General features: G+C 64.2%; 14 protein-coding genes. 7 read left to right on the top strand and 7 right to left on the bottom strand.

Translation table 11 applies throughout. The features are described from left to right. Positions 1-42 precede the first annotated feature (42 nt). The 5 genes from QA639_RS17075 to QA639_RS17055 all read left to right on the top strand — a co-directional run bounded on the left by QA639_RS17075 (position 43) and on the right by QA639_RS17055 (position 4,853). Positions 43-1,401, top strand: a complete 1,359-nt coding sequence (locus QA639_RS17075) for a formimidoylglutamate deiminase (RefSeq protein ID WP_283090280.1) — start codon at positions 43-45, stop codon at positions 1,399-1,401. Next, positions 1,398-2,141 carry a histidine utilization transcriptional repressor HutC gene (hutC, locus tag QA639_RS17070; RefSeq protein ID WP_283090279.1) on the top strand — a complete coding sequence of 248 codons (744 nt, stop codon included), beginning with the start codon at positions 1,398-1,400 and terminating at the stop codon, positions 2,139-2,141. Before QA639_RS17075 ends, hutC begins: the two co-directional genes overlap by 4 nt. A 132-nt stretch (positions 2,142-2,273) precedes the next feature. After that, positions 2,274-3,218, top strand: a complete 945-nt coding sequence (locus tag QA639_RS17065) for an ABC transporter substrate-binding protein (protein ID WP_050386951.1) — start codon at positions 2,274-2,276, stop codon at positions 3,216-3,218. 79 nt (positions 3,219-3,297) lie between these two features. Next, the gene (locus QA639_RS17060; RefSeq protein ID WP_283090278.1) at positions 3,298-4,071 is read left to right on the top strand and encodes an ABC transporter permease; all 774 of its coding nucleotides are present in this window, start codon (positions 3,298-3,300) and stop codon (positions 4,069-4,071) included. Next, a complete protein-coding gene (locus tag QA639_RS17055; RefSeq protein WP_283090277.1) occupies positions 4,068-4,853 on the top strand; it encodes an ABC transporter ATP-binding protein in 786 nt (261 codons plus the stop codon). The genes QA639_RS17060 and QA639_RS17055 overlap by 4 nt, the downstream gene beginning before the upstream one ends. A gap of 182 nt (positions 4,854-5,035) precedes the next feature. Here QA639_RS17055 and QA639_RS17050 read toward each other — a convergent pair whose 3' ends face one another. The 7 genes from QA639_RS17050 to urtA all read right to left on the bottom strand — a co-directional run bounded on the left by QA639_RS17050 (position 5,036) and on the right by urtA (position 11,935). Next, positions 5,036-5,383: an FmdB family zinc ribbon protein gene (locus tag QA639_RS17050; RefSeq protein ID WP_283090276.1), complete on the bottom strand. Its 348-nt coding sequence runs from the start codon at positions 5,381-5,383 to the stop codon at positions 5,036-5,038. Positions 5,384-5,483: 100 nt separating this feature from the next. After that, positions 5,484-6,713 carry a formamidase gene (gene fmdA / locus QA639_RS17045; protein WP_283090275.1) on the bottom strand — a complete coding sequence of 410 codons (1,230 nt, stop codon included), beginning with the start codon at positions 6,711-6,713 and terminating at the stop codon, positions 5,484-5,486. A 28-nt stretch (positions 6,714-6,741) separates the two neighbouring features. Beyond that, entirely contained in the window at positions 6,742-7,431 is a 690-nt protein-coding gene (gene urtE, locus QA639_RS17040; RefSeq protein WP_283090274.1) for an urea ABC transporter ATP-binding subunit UrtE, read from the bottom strand. A 221-nt stretch (positions 7,432-7,652) separates the two neighbouring features. Further along, positions 7,653-8,408: an urea ABC transporter ATP-binding protein UrtD gene (gene urtD / locus QA639_RS17035; RefSeq protein WP_057015909.1), complete on the bottom strand. Its 756-nt coding sequence runs from the start codon at positions 8,406-8,408 to the stop codon at positions 7,653-7,655. 12 nt (positions 8,409-8,420) lie between these two features. Then, entirely contained in the window at positions 8,421-9,557 is a 1,137-nt protein-coding gene (gene urtC / locus QA639_RS17030; protein ID WP_028331436.1) for an urea ABC transporter permease subunit UrtC, read from the bottom strand. A 17-nt stretch (positions 9,558-9,574) separates the two neighbouring features. Continuing rightward, positions 9,575-10,501 carry an urea ABC transporter permease subunit UrtB gene (gene urtB / locus QA639_RS17025; protein ID WP_050387161.1) on the bottom strand — a complete coding sequence of 309 codons (927 nt, stop codon included), beginning with the start codon at positions 10,499-10,501 and terminating at the stop codon, positions 9,575-9,577. 171 nt (positions 10,502-10,672) lie between these two features. Further along, positions 10,673-11,935 carry an urea ABC transporter substrate-binding protein gene (gene urtA / locus QA639_RS17020; RefSeq protein ID WP_028331438.1) on the bottom strand — a complete coding sequence of 421 codons (1,263 nt, stop codon included), beginning with the start codon at positions 11,933-11,935 and terminating at the stop codon, positions 10,673-10,675. A gap of 168 nt (positions 11,936-12,103) precedes the next feature. Between urtA and QA639_RS17015 the strand changes: the two genes are divergently transcribed. Both QA639_RS17015 and QA639_RS17010 read left to right on the top strand, forming a co-directional pair. Continuing rightward, positions 12,104-15,472: a hybrid sensor histidine kinase/response regulator gene (locus tag QA639_RS17015; protein ID WP_283090273.1), complete on the top strand. Its 3,369-nt coding sequence runs from the start codon at positions 12,104-12,106 to the stop codon at positions 15,470-15,472. Next, positions 15,462-16,388 (top strand): response regulator transcription factor, encoded by a 927-nt coding sequence (locus QA639_RS17010; RefSeq protein ID WP_050386958.1) that lies wholly within the window; start codon positions 15,462-15,464, stop codon positions 16,386-16,388. Before QA639_RS17015 ends, QA639_RS17010 begins: the two co-directional genes overlap by 11 nt. Positions 16,389-16,455: the final 67 nt, after the last annotated feature.

The following is a 16,455-nucleotide window of genomic DNA, read 5'->3' as shown; positions in this document are numbered from 1 at the left end:
ACATATAATCGTGTCCGGGTTCTGTCCAGCCGGCGTGGAAAAATGACACGACTGCATTTCGCATTCGCGCTGCTGCCTTCGGGCTGGGCCAATGACGTGCAGGTCGTCGTTGTCGATGGCGCGATCGCTTCGGTGACGGCGGGCGTTGCGCCTAGCGCCGGCGACGAACGTCACCAAATGGCGGTTCCAGGATTGGCGAGCCTGCACAGCCACGCATTTCAGCGCGGCATGGCCGGTCTTGCCGAACTGCGCGGCGACACGACCGATACGTTCTGGACCTGGCGCGAGACGATGTATCGCTTCGCGCTGACCATGACGCCGGACGACGTCGCCGCCGTCGCCACCCTGCTCTATGTCGAGATGCTCGAGAGGGGTTTTACCCGTGTCGGCGAGTTTCACTATCTGCATCACGATCGGGACGGCGCGCCTTACGCCAATCTCGCCGAGATGGCCGTGCGCATTGCTGAGGCCGCCAGCGCCTCCGGCATCGGGCTCACGCTGCTGCCGAGCTTCTATGCCCACAGCACGTTCGGCGGCGCCGCACCACATGCCGGGCAGCGCCGCTTCATCTGCCCGGTCGATCAGTTCGCCGCGCTGATGGCCGCCTCGCGCGAGGCAATCCGAGATCTACCCGGCGCCAACATCGGCATCGCTCCGCATAGCCTGCGCGCCGTGGCGCCGGATGAGCTGGCGGCGATCATCCCGCTGGCCGGGGCGGATCCGATCCACATCCACGCCGCCGAACAGGTGCGCGAGGTCGAGGATTGCTCCGCCTGGTCGGGGCGGCGGCCGGTGCAATGGCTGCTCGACCATGCGCCCGTCGATCAGCGCTGGTGCCTGATTCACGCGACTCACATGACGGAGCAGGAAGTCACAGCGCTCGCCCGCAGCGGCGCGGTTGCCGGCCTTTGCCCCGTCACCGAAGCAAGCCTCGGCGATGGCATCTTTTCGGCGCGCGAATTCCTCGCCGCGGGCGGCCGGTTCGGCATCGGAACCGATTCCAATGTGCTGGTCGGCGTCGCCGACGAGCTGCGCCAGCTCGAATACGGTCAGCGGCTGAAACACCGCGAGCGCAATGTGCTCTCGGGGCGTCCGGGCACATCCACCGGCCGTGCCCTGTTCGACCAGGCGCTGGCTGGCGGCGCGCAAGCTCTGGCACAGACCAAGGCCGGGCTCGCGCCCGGCGCACGCGCCGACATCGTCAGCCTCGACACCGCGCATCCGTCCCTCGCGGGACGGTCGGGCGATGCGGTTCTCGATGGCTGGCTGTTTGCAACCGGCAGCGACGCGATCGACTGCGTCTGGGCCGGCGGCGACAAGGTGGTCGCAGGCGGCCGGCACCGGCTGCGCGACAAGGCGCGCGAGCAGTTCAATGCCAGCGTGCGGAGGCTCGTCGCGTGAGTCTCGCCTCCGACCAGCCCAAGCCGAATGCAGCCGGCAAGCCGACACTCTACAAGCGGATCCGGCTCGACATCGAGACGCGGATCCTGACCGGCGAATGGCCGCCCGGGCATCGCATCCCCTTCGAACACCAGCTGATGGCGCGCTATCGCTGCTCGCGCATGACGGTGAACAAGGCGCTGTCGGAACTTGCGCAGGCCGATTTGATCGAGCGGCGGCGCCGTGCCGGCACCTTCGTGCGCCGTCCGCAGCATCTGTCGGCGGTGCTCAAGATCGCCGACATCCGCGCCGAGATCACCGCGCTCGGCCGCAGCTACGGCTATCAGCTGATCGAATGCCGGCGCCGCACCGCGACATCGGCCGATCGCGCCCGGCTCGGCGTCAGCACGGCCGGCAAGGTGGTCGCGATCGCCTGCCGGCACAGCGCCGACAACGTGCCGTTCGCCGTCGAGGACAGGCTGATCGATCTCTCCACGGTCCCGGAGGCTGCCGACGCGGACTTCGCCCGCGAACCGCCGGGATCATGGCTGCTGCATCACGTGCCGTGGACCGAAGCCGAGCATACCATCAGCGCCGTCGTCGCCGACGACCGCACGGCAAAGGCGCTCGACATCGCGGTCGGCGCGCCCTGCCTCGTGATCGACCGCTACACCTGGCGCAGCGCGCGCACGGTGACGGCGGTGCGGCTGCATTATCCAGGCGAGACGCACCGCCTGGTGGCTCGCTTCAAGGGAGGCTGAGGACGCCTTGCGCGGCATATTTCATGCAATGCATCATGGGCCATCGTCCGCCGACATGCTTCATGCGGCACCGCCGCGACTGCCGTGAAGACATCAACTGGGTTCAATCCATCGTTCAAGGGGTCGACAATCATGCGTTCCTTCAAGCTATTGCCCGCAATCGCAGTGTTGCTCGCGTCCACCGCCGCGTTCGCGGATGACGTCAAGGTCGGCGTCGGCATCTCCGGATGGACCGGCTTCGCGCCGCTGACGCTCGCCAAGGAGGCCGGCATCTTCAAGAAGAACGGCCTCGACGTGACCCTGAAGAAGATCCCGCAGAAGGACCGCCATCTCGCGATTGCGTCGGGCGACATCCAGTGTGCGGCGACGACGGTCGAGACCTGGATCTCCTGGAACGCCAATGGCGTCGCGACCAAGCAGATCTTCCAGCTCGACAAGAGCTATGGCGCCGACGGCATGGCCGTGCGCAACGACATCGCCGCGATCAAGGACCTGAAGGGCAAGACCGTCGCGGCTTCGGCGCCGGGTACCTCGCCCTATTTCGCGCTGGCGTGGATGCTGAAGAAGAACGGCCTCACGGTGAAAGACGTCACCGTGGTGAATCTGGAGCCCGCAGCCGCGGCGCAGGCCTTCGTCTCCGGCCAGAACGATGCCGCGATGACGTACGAGCCTTATCTGTCAACGGTGCGCGCCGCTCCCGACAAGGGCAAGATCATCGCGACCACACTCGACTACCCGATCGTGATGGATACCTTCGGCTGCACGCCGAAATTCCTGACCGACAATCCGAAAGCGGCACAGGCGCTTGCCAACAGCTATTTCGAGGCGCTCGACATGATCGCCAAGGACCAGGCCAAGTCCTATGAGATCATGGGCGCTGACGTGAAGCAGAGCGGCGAGCAGTTCGGCAACTCGGCAAAGTATCTGCGCTGGCAGGACAAGGCCGCCAACCAGAAATTCTTCGCCGGCGACTTCCTCACCTTCAACAAGGACGCTGCCGAGCTGCTGCTCGAGGTCGGCATCATCAAGGCCGCGCCGAAGGTCGAGGACATCTACGACGCCAGCTTCATCAAGTAACGCAGCAACCATTTCGGCCGGTCCCGCCTCGCTACACAGCGGGCGGGACCGCCGCATAAGATACGCCCGGATCATTTTGATGCGTCCTCTCGAGCCCACGACATCGAAGCAGCGCGTGACCTATGGCCTCGCCTTCTTCGTGCTGTTCGTCGCCCTCTGGTCCTGGGCGACATTCGGCGGCCACGTGTCCAAGACCTTCCTCGCCAACCCGCTGACCATGGTACAGGAGGGCTATGAGTTGCTCGCCAAGCAGGGCTTTCTGTTCGACATCGGGATGACGATCTGGCGCGTGATCGGCGGGTTTGTGCTTGCTGCGGTCATCGCGGTGCCGCTCGGCGTTTTGATGGGAGCCTACAAGCCGATCGAGGCCTTTCTCGAGCCGTTTGTGTCCTTTGCGCGCTATCTGCCGGCATCCGCCTTCATCCCGCTGCTGATCCTGTGGGCGGGCATCGGCGAGTTGCAGAAGCTGCTCGTGATCTTCATCGGCGCGGTGTTTCAGATCATCCTGATGGTCGCCGTCACCGTCGGTGCCACAAGGCGCGACCTGGTGGAGGCCGCCTACACGCTCGGCGCCCGCGACCGCGGCATAATCCGCCGCGTGCTGCTGCCCTCCGCCGCGCCCGAGATCGCTGAAATCCTCAGGCTGGTGCTGGGCTGGGCCTGGACCTACGTTATCGTCGCCGAATTGATCGGCTCATCCTCGGGCATCGGGCACATGATCACCGACAGCCAGGCGCTGCTCAACACTGGCCAGATCATCTTCGGCATCATCGTGATCGGGCTGATCGGCCTGATCTCCGATTTCCTGTTTAAGGCCTTCAATGCCTGGCTGTTCCCGTGGAAGCTCGCATGACCGCGCTCAGGATCGATCAGGTCTCGCGAACCTTCCCCGCCCGCGCCGGCAACGCGCCGACGAGAGCGCTCGAGCCGACCACGCTCGACGTCGGCGACAACGACTTCGTCACCATCCTCGGCCCCTCCGGATGTGGAAAGTCTACTTTGCTCCGGATCGTCGCCGGGCTCGACCGGCCGACCGGCGGACGGGTCACGCTCGACGGGCGCGAGGTCACCGGCCCCGGCGCCGATCGCGGCATGGTGTTTCAGTCCTACACATTGTTTCCGTGGCTGACGGTGCGGGAGAATATCGCCTTCGGCCTGCGCGAGCGCGGCGTTGCGCAAGCCGAGCGCCATGACATCGCCGACGCCTTCATTCGCCGGGTCGGGCTCTCGGGTTTCGAAAATCACTGGCCCAAGCAGCTGTCGGGCGGCATGCAGCAGCGCACCGCGATCGCCCGCGCGCTGGCCAACGATCCGAAGATCCTGCTGCTCGACGAGCCGTTCGGCGCGCTGGACAACCAGACGCGCGCGCTGATGCAGGAGATGCTGCTGGGGATCTGGGAGCGCGACCAGAAGACGGTGCTGTTCGTCACCCACGACATCGAGGAGGCGATCTTCCTCGGCAGCCGCGTCATCGTCATGAGCGCGCGCCCCGGCCGCATCAAGGCCGAGATCGCGGTCGACCTGCCGCATCCCCGGTCCTACAAGATCAAGACCACACCCGAATTCGTTGCCCTGAAGGAGCGGCTGGTCGAGGAAATCCGCACCGAGGCGCTGAAAGTCGCCGAGCAGGCCTGAGAGCCTGTTTCGAAATGCGATCAATGACATCGAGATTTCTTAACTAGCTCCGTCATGCCCGGCCTTGTGCCGGGCATCCACGTCTTTGCTCCGATCGGCCAAGAAAGACGTGGATGGCCGGGACAAGCCCGGCCATGACGAAGCAGCGCCAGTTTGAGGAGAGCAGACGGTCAACCACGCCGTCAGTGGCTGATCATCCAGGGCCGCGCGGTCGGAAAGCCCTTGGCGCCGTTCTTCGTCTTGGTCATCAGTCGCGCCGGCTTCTTCTTTCCGGTGGAGCAGCAGCCGCAGCCTGGCCCATGCGCGGCCTTGTACTGATCGAGCGTCTTCGGCGCGTGCCGGCTCTGCTCGTTGGTAGCGTGCGCCTTGCGCTTGTCCGAGGGCATGCAGAAGAACGCCGGCGCAGTCAGGATCACACGCGGCGACGTCGCCTCGCATTGCGGGCAATCCTGCGGCAGGTCGCATTCCGCCATCGGCCGCATGTCGGTGAAGGAACCGCAGTCGTTGCAGAGATATTCGTAGATTGGCATTTCCTTAATCCTCGCGCAGTCGTGCGTGACATCCGGCGATGGATGCGGGGCGGCAGATACGCAGCCGTCCGCACCCTTCGCGCAGGGATCACCTAAAGGATTACTTGTCCGGCGAGATCGGCATCTGCACGTCGCCCTCGATATGCTTGATCGGTCCCGCCGACGACGGCATGACGTCGAAGTCGAAGATCTCCGTCGGCAGCCACAACGTGGCGCAAGCATTCGGCACGTCGACGACGCCGGAGATGTGACCTTGGCACGGCGCGGTGCCGAGGATCGAATAGGCTTGGGCGCCGGAGTAGCCGAACTTCTTCAGATACTCGATCGCGTTCAGGCAGGCCTGGCGATAGGCGATGTGGACGTCGAGATAGTGCTGCTTGCCGGCCTCGTCGACCGAGATGCCCTCGAAGATCAGATAGTCCTTGTAATTCGGCGTGATCGGCGACGGCTTGAACACGGGGTTCTTGATGCCGTATTTCGAGACGCCGTCCTTGATGACGTCGACCTTGATGTGCAGCCAGCCGGCCATCTCGATCGCGCCGCAGAAGGTGATCTCGCCGTCGCCCTGGCTGAAGTGCAGATCGCCCATCGAGAGCCCGCCGCCCGGCACATAGACCGGGAAGTAGATCTTCGAGCCGCGCGACAGATCCTTGATGTCGCAATTGCCGCCATGCTCGCGCGGCGGCACGGTGCGGGCGCCCTCGAGGCCGATCTTGGCCTTGACGTCACCCCTGGCCTGGCCGGCATGCGCGGTCGGCGCGAACGGCGGATTGGCGAGGCCCGGCACCCGGGTCGGGTTGGTCGCGATCAGCTCGGCCTCGCGCTTGTTCCAGGCCGCCAGCATCTTGGCATCGGGCAGACAGCCGATGAGGCCGGGATGGATCAGGCCGGCGAAGTTGACGCCGGGGACGTGACGCGACGAGGTGTAGAGGCCCTTGATGTCCCAGATCGACTTCTGCGCCAGCGGGAAATGGTCGGTGAGAAAGCCGCCGCCATTCTGCTTGGAGAAGAAGCCGTTGAAGCCCCACAGGCTCTCCTTCAACGGACCGACGTCGAGCAGGTCGACGACGAGGAGATCGCCGGGCTCGGCGCCCTTGACACCGATCGGGCCGGACAGGAAGTGCACGATCGAGAGGTCGATGTCGCGCACGTCGTCGGCGGAATCGTTGTTCTTGATGAAGCCGCCGGTCCAGTCGACGGTCTCGATGATGAAGTCGTCGCCGGGGCTGACCCACTCGACGATCGGAACCTCCGGATGCCAGCGGTTATGGATCTTGTCGTTTTCATAGGCCGACTTGCTGAGATCGACCTTGATCAGTGTATCTGGCATCGCGATGCTCCCCTTGGGTTACCGATAGTTAGACGGACAGGTACTTAGAAATCTGCGCGGCATCGACGCTGGCGCGTGGATCGTCGCGAACGATCTCGCCGTTCTCGATGACGAGCACGCGGTCGGCGATGTCGAGCGCGAAGCTCAGGACCTGCTCGGAGACGACGATCGACAGTCCCCGCTCATCGCGGATCCGCTTCAGGGTGCGCGCCATGTCCTTGATGATCGACGGCTGGATGCCTTCGGTCGGCTCGTCGAGCAGCAGCACCTTGGGCTTGGTCGCCAGCGCGCGGGCGATCGCGAGCTGCTGCTGTTGACCGCCCGAGAGATTGCCGCCGCGGCGCTCCTTCATCTCGAGCAGCACCGGAAACAGTTCGTAGATATCGCCCGGCACCTCGGAGCCGCCTGACACCACGAGCCCGGTCTCGATGTTCTCCTTGACGGTCATGGTGGAGAAGATCATGCGGCCCTGCGGCACGTAGGCGAGCCCCTTCGCCACCCGCTCGTAGCTCTTCAACGCGCCGAGCTCGGTGCCGTCCATGGTCACCTTGCCGCTCTTGGCCGGCAGGATGCCCATCAGCGACTTCATCAACGTGGTCTTGCCCATGCCGTTGCGGCCCATGATCGCGACGATCTCGTTTGGCGCGACCGAGACATTGAGGCCGTGCAGCACCTCGCTCTGGCCATAGGCGACGTGAAGATCTGAGATTGCCAACATGAGATCGCCTCCTATTGCGAGATGTGCGTTGAAGTGTCCGGCAGAGCCGCACACTCCACCTCTCCCCACCGGGGAGAGGTCGGCGCGCAGCGCCGGGTGAGGGCCTTCAGGTCCCACGGGAGCGCGATACCCCTCACCCGAATTGCTGCGCAATTCGACCTCTCCCTACGGGAGAGGTGGACCGAGTTCGCGGCTAGACCTGTGACATTCGTCATCATCCGTCAGTGCCCCAAATACACTTCGATGACTTTCGGATCGTTCTTGACGTGCTCCATCGTTCCCTCAGACAGGATTTGTCCCTGGTGCAGCACCGTGACCTTGTGCGCGATGTCCTCGACGAACTTCATGTCGTGCTCGATCACCAGGACCGAACGGTCCTTGATGATGCGGTTGAGCAGCTCGGCGGTCTTGGCGCGCTCGGACACGCTCATGCCGGCGACCGGCTCGTCGAGCATCAGGAGGTCCGGGTCCTGGATCAGCAGCATGCCGATCTCGAGCCACTGCTTCTGGCCATGGCTCAGCTGGTCGGCATAGGTGTTGAGCTTGTCCTTCAGGAAGATCATCTCGGCGACCTCCTCGACCCGCTGCCTGACGGTGTCGTCGCGCTGGAAGGTCAGCGAGCCGAACACGGTGCGGCCGCGCGGGAAGGAAATCTCAAGGTTCTCGAACACGGTGAGATCCTCGAACACCGACGGCGTCTGGAACTTGCGCCCCACCCCGGCCTGCACGATCTCGTTCTCGCGCAACCTCGTCAGCTCCTGGCCGCGGAACTGGATCGAGCCGGACGTGGCCCTGGTCTTGCCGCAGATCAGGTCGAGCACCGTGGTCTTGCCGGCGCCGTTTGGGCCGATGATGACGCGGATCTCGTTCTCCTCGACATAGAAGGAGAGATCGTTCACCGCCTTGAAGCCGTCGAAGGACACAGTGAGACCGGAGACCGCAAGCAGGAAGTCCTTGGGCTGATGGCCGACAAGCATGATGATCCCTCCTCACTCGGCCGGTGCGCCGTCGGCGATCAGGCCGGCCGCCGATTTCGATTTGCGTGATGCCAGCAGGCCATCAATGCGCGGCTGGACGTGGTCCGCCCAGATGCCGGAGAGCCCGTTCGGGAAGGCGAGCACGACGGCGATGAACAGCGCGCCGAGGCCGAACAGCCAGAGCTGCGGGAAGGACTCCGAGAGGCTGGTCTTGGCGAAATTGACCAGCAGTGCGCCCCAGACTGCGCCGAAGATCGACATCCGGCCGCCGACCGCTGTGTAGATCACCATCTCGATCGACGGCACGATGCCGACGAAGGACGGCGACATGAAGCCGACCTCGAGCGTGAACATGGCGCCGCCGATCGCAGCGAACACCGCCGCGGCGCAGAACGCGAAGATCTTGAAGTTGGCGACGCTGTAACCGGAGAAGCGCACGCGATCCTCCTGCTCCCGCATTGCCACCAGGATGCGCCCGAGTTTTGTCAGGCGGATGAACTGCGCGGCGCAGATGCAGCCGAACAACAATGCCACCTCCACGAAATACAGGATGTACTTGGCGTGATCGGTGCGGATGTCCCAGCCGTGCAGCGTGCGTAAGTCGGTAATGCCGTTGATGCCGCCGGTGTAGCCTTGCTGCCCGACAATCAGAATAGTGAGGATCGCGGCGATCGCTTGCGTGATGATGGCAAAGTACACGCCGCCGACCCGACGCTTGAACATCGCGGCACCGATGATCAGCGCGAAGACCGCGGGAACCAGCAAAATCGCCAGCAGCGTGACCGGGAAGCTGTGGAACGGCTTCCAGAGGAAAGGCAGCGAGGTGAGCTGGTTCCAATCCATGAAATCGGGAATGCCCGGCGTCGACTGGATCTTGGTGTTCGCGACCGAGGACGCCTCGAGCTTCAGGTACATCGCCATGCAGTAGCCGCCGAGACCGAAGAACACGCCCTGCCCCAGGCTCAGGATGCCGCCATAGCCCCAGCACAGCACGAGGCCGATCCCGACGAAGGCGTAGGTCAGATATTTGGCAACGAGGTTGAGGCGGAAGATATCCAGCGACAGCGGCAGGACGAGAAACAACAGCACCGCGAGCGCAAGGAAGCCGAGCAGTTCGGAGCGATTGAAAAAGCGCGAGTTGATGATCATGACCAGCCTGCTTGTTCTTATTTGCGGACCTTGAGCGCGAAGAGCCCCTGCGGACGCACCATCAGGATCGCGACGATCGTCAGCAGCGTGATCACCTTGGCCATCGATCCCGACAGGAAGAATTCCAGCGTCGATTGGGTCTGCGAGATCGAGAAGGCGGAGGCGATGGTGCCGAACAGCGAGGCGGCGCCGCCGAACACGACCACCAGGAAGGTGTCGACGATGTAAAGCTGGCCGGCGGTCGGCCCGGTCGAGCCGATCATGGTGAAGGCCGAGCCGGCGATGCCGGCGATGCCGCAGCCGAGGCCGAAGGTGTAACGATCGACCTTCTCGGTATTGATGCCGACGGCGCCCGCCATCACGCGGTTCTGCACCACAGCGCGTACCTGCTTGCCCCAGCTTGACCAGAACAGCACATAGGCGACCGCGATCGTGATCAGGATGGTCAGCGCCATCACGAACATGCCGTTGATCGGGATCTGGATCGAGTCGGTCGCCTGCCAGGAGCCCATCATCCATTCCGGCAGTTCGACGCCGACCTCGCGCGCGCCGAAGATCGAACGATAGGCCTGCTGCAGGATCAGGCTAAGGCCCCAGGTCGCCAGCAGCGTGTCGAGCGGGCGTTTGTAGAGATGGCGTATCAGCGCCCACTCGACCAGCATGCCGAGCGCGCCCGAAGCAATGAACGCGAGGATCATTGCGATGAAGAAGTAACCGGGGAACAGCCAGGGCGCGACGTGCTGCACGGCGTTCGACGTCATCCAGGTGACGTACGCCCCTAGGATCATGAACTCGCCATGGGCCATGTTGATGACGCCCATCTGGCCGAAGATGATGGCAAGTCCCAGCGCCATCAGCACATAGACGGAGAACAGGATGAGCCCGGCAAATCCCTGCATCGCAAGGATGGCGCCGAGATCGCTGATCGAATAGTCGCCGAACATCTGGTCCTCCGTCATTCCAAGGGGCACGCGCCGCCGGTCAAGCGACGCTCGTTCCGTGGCGTGGGCGCTGACGTCCAGGCCACGATGCGTTGTGGAGCTTCGTAGCCCGAGCGGGCGGTCGCGATACCCGGGACGGTCCCGCATATCGCTCCGCTCATGCGGGCTACTGGCTCACTGGTAGCCCTTGGGGAACGGATCCGGCTCGACGAGATCGGCGGTCTCGTAGATCAGCTCATACTGGCCATCGGCCTTGGCGCGTCCGACGCGGGTCTTCGACCAGAGATGATGGTTCTCGTGGATCCGGACGTAACCTTCCGGCGCGCCCTTGAACTCGACGCCAGGGGAAGCCGCCGCGATTTTGTCGATGTCGAAGCTCTGCGCCTTCTCCACCGTCAACTTCCACAGCCACGGACCGAGATAGGCAGCCTGGGTGACGTCGCCGATCACCGTCTTCTCGCCCCACATCTTCTTGAAGGCGGGCACGAAGGCCTTGTTGTTCGGATTGTCGAGCGACTGGAAGTACTTCATGCAAGCATAGGCGCCGGCGATGTTCTCGCCGCCGATACCGTCGATCTCGTCTTCGGTCACCGAGATCGTCAGCAGCGTCTGCTTGGACAGGTCGATGCCGGCCGCCTTGAGCTGCTTGTAGAATGCGACGTTCGAGCCACCGACGATGATCGCGTAGATCACGTCCGGCTTGGTCAGCTTGATCTTGTTGATGACCGAGTTGAACTGGGTCGAGCCGAGCGGGAAGTATTCCTCGCCGACCACCTTGCAGCCCTGCAGATGGTTCTCGATGTGCTTGCGCGCGATCTTGTTCGAGGTGCGCGGCCAGATGTAGTCCGAGCCAAGCAGGTAGAAGCTCTTGGCGCCCTTGGTCTTGTTGACCCAGTCGAGGCCGGCGATGATCTGCTGGGTCGCCTCCTGCCCGGTGTAGATCACGTTCTTGGACTGCTCGAGGCCTTCATAGAAGGTCGGGTAGTACAGCATGCCGTTGTACTGCTCGAACACCGGCAGCACCGCCTTGCGGGAGGCCGAGGTCCAGCAGCCCATCACGGCCGCGCATTTGTCGTTGACCAGCAGCTTCTTGGCCTTTTCGGCGAAGGTCGGCCAGTCGCTGGCGCCGTCTTCCTGGATGAACTTGATCTTGCGGCCGAGCACGCCGCCGGCGGCATTGATCTGCTCGATCGCGAGCTTCTCGGCTTCGACCGACCCGGTCTCGGAGATCGCCATCGTGCCGGTGACAGAATGCAGGATGCCGACCGTGACTTCGCTATCGGTGACTGCAAGCCCCGTGGTGTTGACCGCAGAGGTTGCAGGGACGTCGGCAAATGCCGGACGGCCCAGCATCGAGACGGCCGGCAAAGCGGCCATTCCCATCAAGAGCTTGCGCCGGAGCGGAGACTTCAGGCCTGGTTTTGTTTCGTCTGACATGAGCACCCCATCTGGTTCGAGAACGCTTATTGATCAGGCGAGGATTGCTCACTTTTGTGCAGCGCGCTGATACGTGAGATCGCGTATACTGCACCGCAAAATAGCGACGTAGGTTTTGGTACGGGATTTGCCCGCGATCAGCGCATCGTGGACCAGGAGTTCAAACGAGTGGCAGGGCGGCAGCGGATAGACCGCGTCAGGCGCCAGTACAATCAATGGGTCGCCAACCAGACGCTGGAAGACTACGCGCTGCGCTTCACCGCCAAGAGCGCGCGGCGCTGGTCCGCCGCCCGCGTCGCCAACACCGCGCTCGGCGCGATCTCCTTCCTCGCGCTGGAGGCGATCGGCGGCACTATCACGCTGAACTACGGTGCGATGAATGCCTCCGCCGCGATCCTGGTCGTCAGCGTCATCATCTTCCTCTGCGGGCTGCCGATCGCCTACCATGCCGCGAAGAGCGGCATCGACATCGACCTGCTGACCCGCGGCGCCGGCTTCGGCTATATCGGCTCGACCATCACCTCGCTGATCTACGCCTCCTTCACCTTCATCTTCTTCGCGATCGAGGCGGTGATCCTGGCCAGCGCGCTCGACATGTGCTTCGGCATCCCGCGGCCGATCGGCTATTTGATCAGCGCAGTCGTGATCATTCCGCTGGTGATCTACGGCATCACGCTGATCAGCCGCTTCCAGCTCTGGACCCAGCCGCTGTGGATCGTCCTCCACATCATGCCGTTCGCGGCGATCGCCTGGGCCAATCCGCATTCCTTCACCGAGTGGCGCAAATTCGCCGGCGATCATGGCGATCCCGCAGGGAATCTCGACCTGCTGCTGTTCGGCACCGCGGCCTCCGTCGTGTTTGCGCTGGTGGCGCAGATCGGCGAGCAGGTCGACTTCCTGCGCTTTCTGCCGCGTGACCGCCGCACCTCGCGCAAGGCCTGGTGGATCGCGCTGCTGAGCGCCGGTCCCGGCTGGATCGTGCTCGGCGCGCTCAAGCTGCTGGCCGGCTCGTTCCTGGCCTTCTTCGCGCTGAGCCACGGCGTCTCGGCCGAGCACGCGGCCGAGCCGGCCAACATGTATCTCGAGGCGTTCCGTTACGTGCTGTCGCAGCCGGATCTGGCAATGGCGCTGACGGGGACATTCGTGATCCTGTCGCAGGTCAAGATCAACGTCACCAATGCCTATGCCGGCTCGATCGCCTGGTCGAATTTCTTCTCCCGCCTCACCCACTCGCATCCCGGCCGCGTGGTGTGGCTGGTGTTCAATGTCGTCGTCGCGCTGCTGCTGATGGAGATCGGCGTCTACAAGGCGCTGGAGCAGACGCTCGCGCTCTACTCGAACGTCGCGATCGCCTGGGTCGGCGCGCTGGTAGCCGATCTCGTCGTCAACAAGCCGCTCGGCCTGCGGCCGCAGCACATCGAGTTCAAGCGCGCCCATCTCTGCGATATCAATCCGGTCGGCGTCGGCGCGATGACGATCGCCACCGTGGTCTCGATCAGCGCGTTCTACGGCCTGTTCGGCCCGACCGCGAAGGCGCTGTCGGCCTTCGTCGCGCTTGCGGTCGCGTTCGTCACGGCTCCCCTGATCGCCTGGGCCACCGATGGCAAGTACTACATCGCCCGCAAGCCGAAGCGGAGCTGGCAGAACATTGAATCGATCCAGTGCTGCATCTGCGAGCATGCATTCGAGCCCGAGGACATGGCTTCCTGCCCCGCCTATGCCGGCCCGATCTGCTCGCTGTGCTGCTCGCTCGACGCACGCTGCCATGACCTCTGCAAGCCGCATGGCCGGATCGGCGCACAGGTCTCGGACGCGCTGGGCAAGGTGATGCCGCAGCCGATCTACGCCCGCATCAACTCGCAGCTTGGGCATTATCTCGGCGTGTTCGCCGTCTCGGCCGGCCTCGTGGCGCTGGTGCTCGGCCTGATCTACCTGCAGACCACCGCGGCCGTGCATGCCAACGAATTGCTGGCCGACGTGCTCTGGAAGGTGTTCTTTGCGCTGACCCTCATCATCGGCGTCGTCGCTTGGCTGTTCGTGCTGGCACAACAGAGCCGGCGCGCCGCGGAAGCGGAAACACGCCGGCAGACCACGCTGCTGATCCAGGAGATCGACGCCCACAAGCGGACCGACGCCGAACTGCAGCGCGCCAAAGAAGTTGCCGAGTCAGCCAATCTCGCCAAGAGCCGGTACGTCGTGGGCCTCAGCCACGAGCTTCGCTCGCCGCTGAATGCGATCTCCGGCTACGCGCAATTGCTGGAGCAGGACCACAGCCTGCAGGTGCGGCCGCGCGAGCAAGTGCGCGTGGTCCGCCGCAGCGCCGATCATCTGTCGGGGCTGATCGACGGCATCCTCGATATCTCCAAGATCGAGGCCGGCCGGCTCTACCTGTCGCGCGATGAAGTGCGTTTGAATGACTTCCTCGAGCAGCTGGTCGGCATGTTCCGCCTGCAAGCCGCAGCAAAAGGCATCGACTTCGTGTTCAAACGGCCGGCCGTGCTGCCCGTCGTGGTCTATGCCGACGAGAAGCGGCTGCGGCAGATCCTGATCAACCTGCTGTCGAATGCGATCAAGTTCACGCAATCCGGCCAGGTGCAGTTCGTGGTGCATTACCGCAGCCCGGTCGCAGAGTTCGAGGTGATCGATACCGGGCCCGGCATCCAGCCCGACGATCTCGAGCGGATCTTCGCCCCGTTCGAGCGCGGCGCGCTTGGCGTCACCCAACCACAGACCGGCACCGGGCTCGGGCTCACCATCAGCCGCCTGCTCGCGGGTGTGATGGGCGGCGACATCAAGGTGTTGAGCACGGTCGGCACCGGCAGCACGTTCCGCGTCAAGCTGCTGCTGTCGGAGGTCACCAATCCGCGGCGCGATGCGCCGGTCGATGCTCCCGTGTACGGCTATCACGGTCCGCGCAAGACGATCCTGATCACCGACGACGACCCGACCCACCGCGACCTGTTGCGCGAGATCCTGACGCCGCTCGGCTTCATCCTGCTCAGCGCGCCGGATGGGCCGGGCTGTCTTGCCCTCGCGCAGCATTGCCGGCCGGACCTGTTCCTGCTCGACATCTCGATGGCAGGCATGGACGGCTGGACCGTCGCCGAAACCCTGCGCTCCGAAGGCCATCACCAGGCGCGGATCCTGATGATCTCGGCCAGCGCGCTGGAGGCCCATGGCGCGCCGCTGGCGCAACCATTCCATGACGGCTACCTGATGAAGCCGATCGACATCCCGCGGCTGCTCGAGACCATCCGCCAGTTGCTCAAGATCGAGTGGCAGTATGAGGCCGAGCCGGCCCCGCCTCCACAGTGGAAGCCCGAGAGTGGTTCGCGGCCGCCGGTGAAATATGTCGAAGAGCTGATCAGCCTCGGCCAGCTCGGCTACGTCAGGGCGATCCAGCTCAAGCTCGACGAGATCGGCAATGAGTGTCCCGAACATGCCGACTTCGTCGGCCAGATGCGCACGCTGATCGACCGGTTCGATCTCGATCAATATATGGCGACGTTGAAGATATTGCACAGTTATGACCATTGAACAAAAGAAGCGCGACGTTGCGCTCGTCGTCGACGACTCGCCCGAGACGTTGCGCCTGCTGACCGATGCACTCGACGGCGCCGGCATGACCGTGATGGTGGCGCTCGACGGCGCCTCGGCGATGCGCATCGTCGACCAGATCACGCCCGATATCGTGCTGCTGGATGCCGTGATGCCCGGCATGGACGGTTTCGAGACCTGCCGGCGACTGAAGCGCGATGCCGGGCTCGACGGCGTGCCGATCATCTTCATGACGGGTCTTGCCGAAACCGAGCATATCGTGCGCGGGCTGGAGGCCGGCGGCGTCGACTATGTGACGAAGCCGATCGTGGTCGAGGAGATGCTGGCGCGCATCCGGGTCCATCTCGCCAATGCGCGGATGACGCAAAGCGCCCGCGCCGCGCTCGACGTCTCCGGCCGCTATCTGCTCGCGGTGAACAGCGCCGGCGCGCTGCTGTGGGCGACGCCGCAGGCACAGCGACTGCTGTCGGACACGCTCGCCGACGCCGCCGACAATTTCGCGCTGCCGGATCCGATGCCGCAATGGCTCGAGCAGGCGCAGAAAGGCGCTGCGGGAAAGAAGACTGCGACCGTGGCACCTTTCCCCGGCAACGAGCAGCTGCGGCTGCAATATATGGGCAAGCTCGGCCCGAACGAATTCCTGCTGCGTCTCGCCAAGGACACCAGCGGCGATATGCCGGCCGAGTTCTCCAGCGAGCTCGGCCTGACCACGCGTGAAGGCGAAGTGCTGTCCTGGCTCTCCAAGGGCAAGACCAACCGCGACATCGCGCAGATCCTCGGCCTCAGCCCGCGCACCGTCGACAAGCACCTTGAGCAGATCTACGCCAAGCTCGGCGTCGAGAACCGCACCGCCGCCGCCGCGATCGCGGTCAACGCCAGGCACCGCAAGTCCTAGCCTGCTGCCTCCACTCCCCGGGGACGCGTCCTGACATGGCCAATCGCCCCAGACCGTGACAGGATGG

The sequence above is a fragment of the Bradyrhizobium pachyrhizi genome (assembly GCF_029714545.1).
Taxonomy (GTDB): domain Bacteria; phylum Pseudomonadota; class Alphaproteobacteria; order Rhizobiales; family Xanthobacteraceae; genus Bradyrhizobium; species Bradyrhizobium pachyrhizi.
Note: the sequence above shows the minus strand (reverse complement) of the source record. Positions and strands in the feature narration are given on the sequence as shown.

What these genes read in the sequence shown, in the direction of transcription:
- QA639_RS17075 (WP_283090280.1), top strand. Translation starts at nt 43, where the DNA reads ATGACACGACTGCATTTCGCATTCGCGCTGCTGCCTTCGGGCTGGGCC.
- urtA (WP_028331438.1), bottom strand. Translation starts at nt 11,935, where the DNA reads ATGTCAGACGAAACAAAACCAGGCCTGAAGTCTCCGCTCCGGCGCAAG.
- QA639_RS17060 (WP_283090278.1), top strand. Translation starts at nt 3,298, where the DNA reads ATGCGTCCTCTCGAGCCCACGACATCGAAGCAGCGCGTGACCTATGGC.
- urtD (WP_057015909.1), bottom strand. Translation starts at nt 8,408, where the DNA reads ATGCTTGTCGGCCATCAGCCCAAGGACTTCCTGCTTGCGGTCTCCGGT.
- urtB (WP_050387161.1), bottom strand. Translation starts at nt 10,501, where the DNA reads ATGTTCGGCGACTATTCGATCAGCGATCTCGGCGCCATCCTTGCGATG.
- fmdA (WP_283090275.1), bottom strand. Translation starts at nt 6,713, where the DNA reads ATGCCAGATACACTGATCAAGGTCGATCTCAGCAAGTCGGCCTATGAA.
- urtC (WP_028331436.1), bottom strand. Translation starts at nt 9,557, where the DNA reads ATGATCATCAACTCGCGCTTTTTCAATCGCTCCGAACTGCTCGGCTTC.
- QA639_RS17050 (WP_283090276.1), bottom strand. Translation starts at nt 5,383, where the DNA reads ATGCCAATCTACGAATATCTCTGCAACGACTGCGGTTCCTTCACCGAC.
- QA639_RS17010 (WP_050386958.1), top strand. Translation starts at nt 15,462, where the DNA reads ATGACCATTGAACAAAAGAAGCGCGACGTTGCGCTCGTCGTCGACGAC.
- QA639_RS17055 (WP_283090277.1), top strand. Translation starts at nt 4,068, where the DNA reads ATGACCGCGCTCAGGATCGATCAGGTCTCGCGAACCTTCCCCGCCCGC.
- QA639_RS17065 (WP_050386951.1), top strand. Translation starts at nt 2,274, where the DNA reads ATGCGTTCCTTCAAGCTATTGCCCGCAATCGCAGTGTTGCTCGCGTCC.
- urtE (WP_283090274.1), bottom strand. Translation starts at nt 7,431, where the DNA reads ATGTTGGCAATCTCAGATCTTCACGTCGCCTATGGCCAGAGCGAGGTG.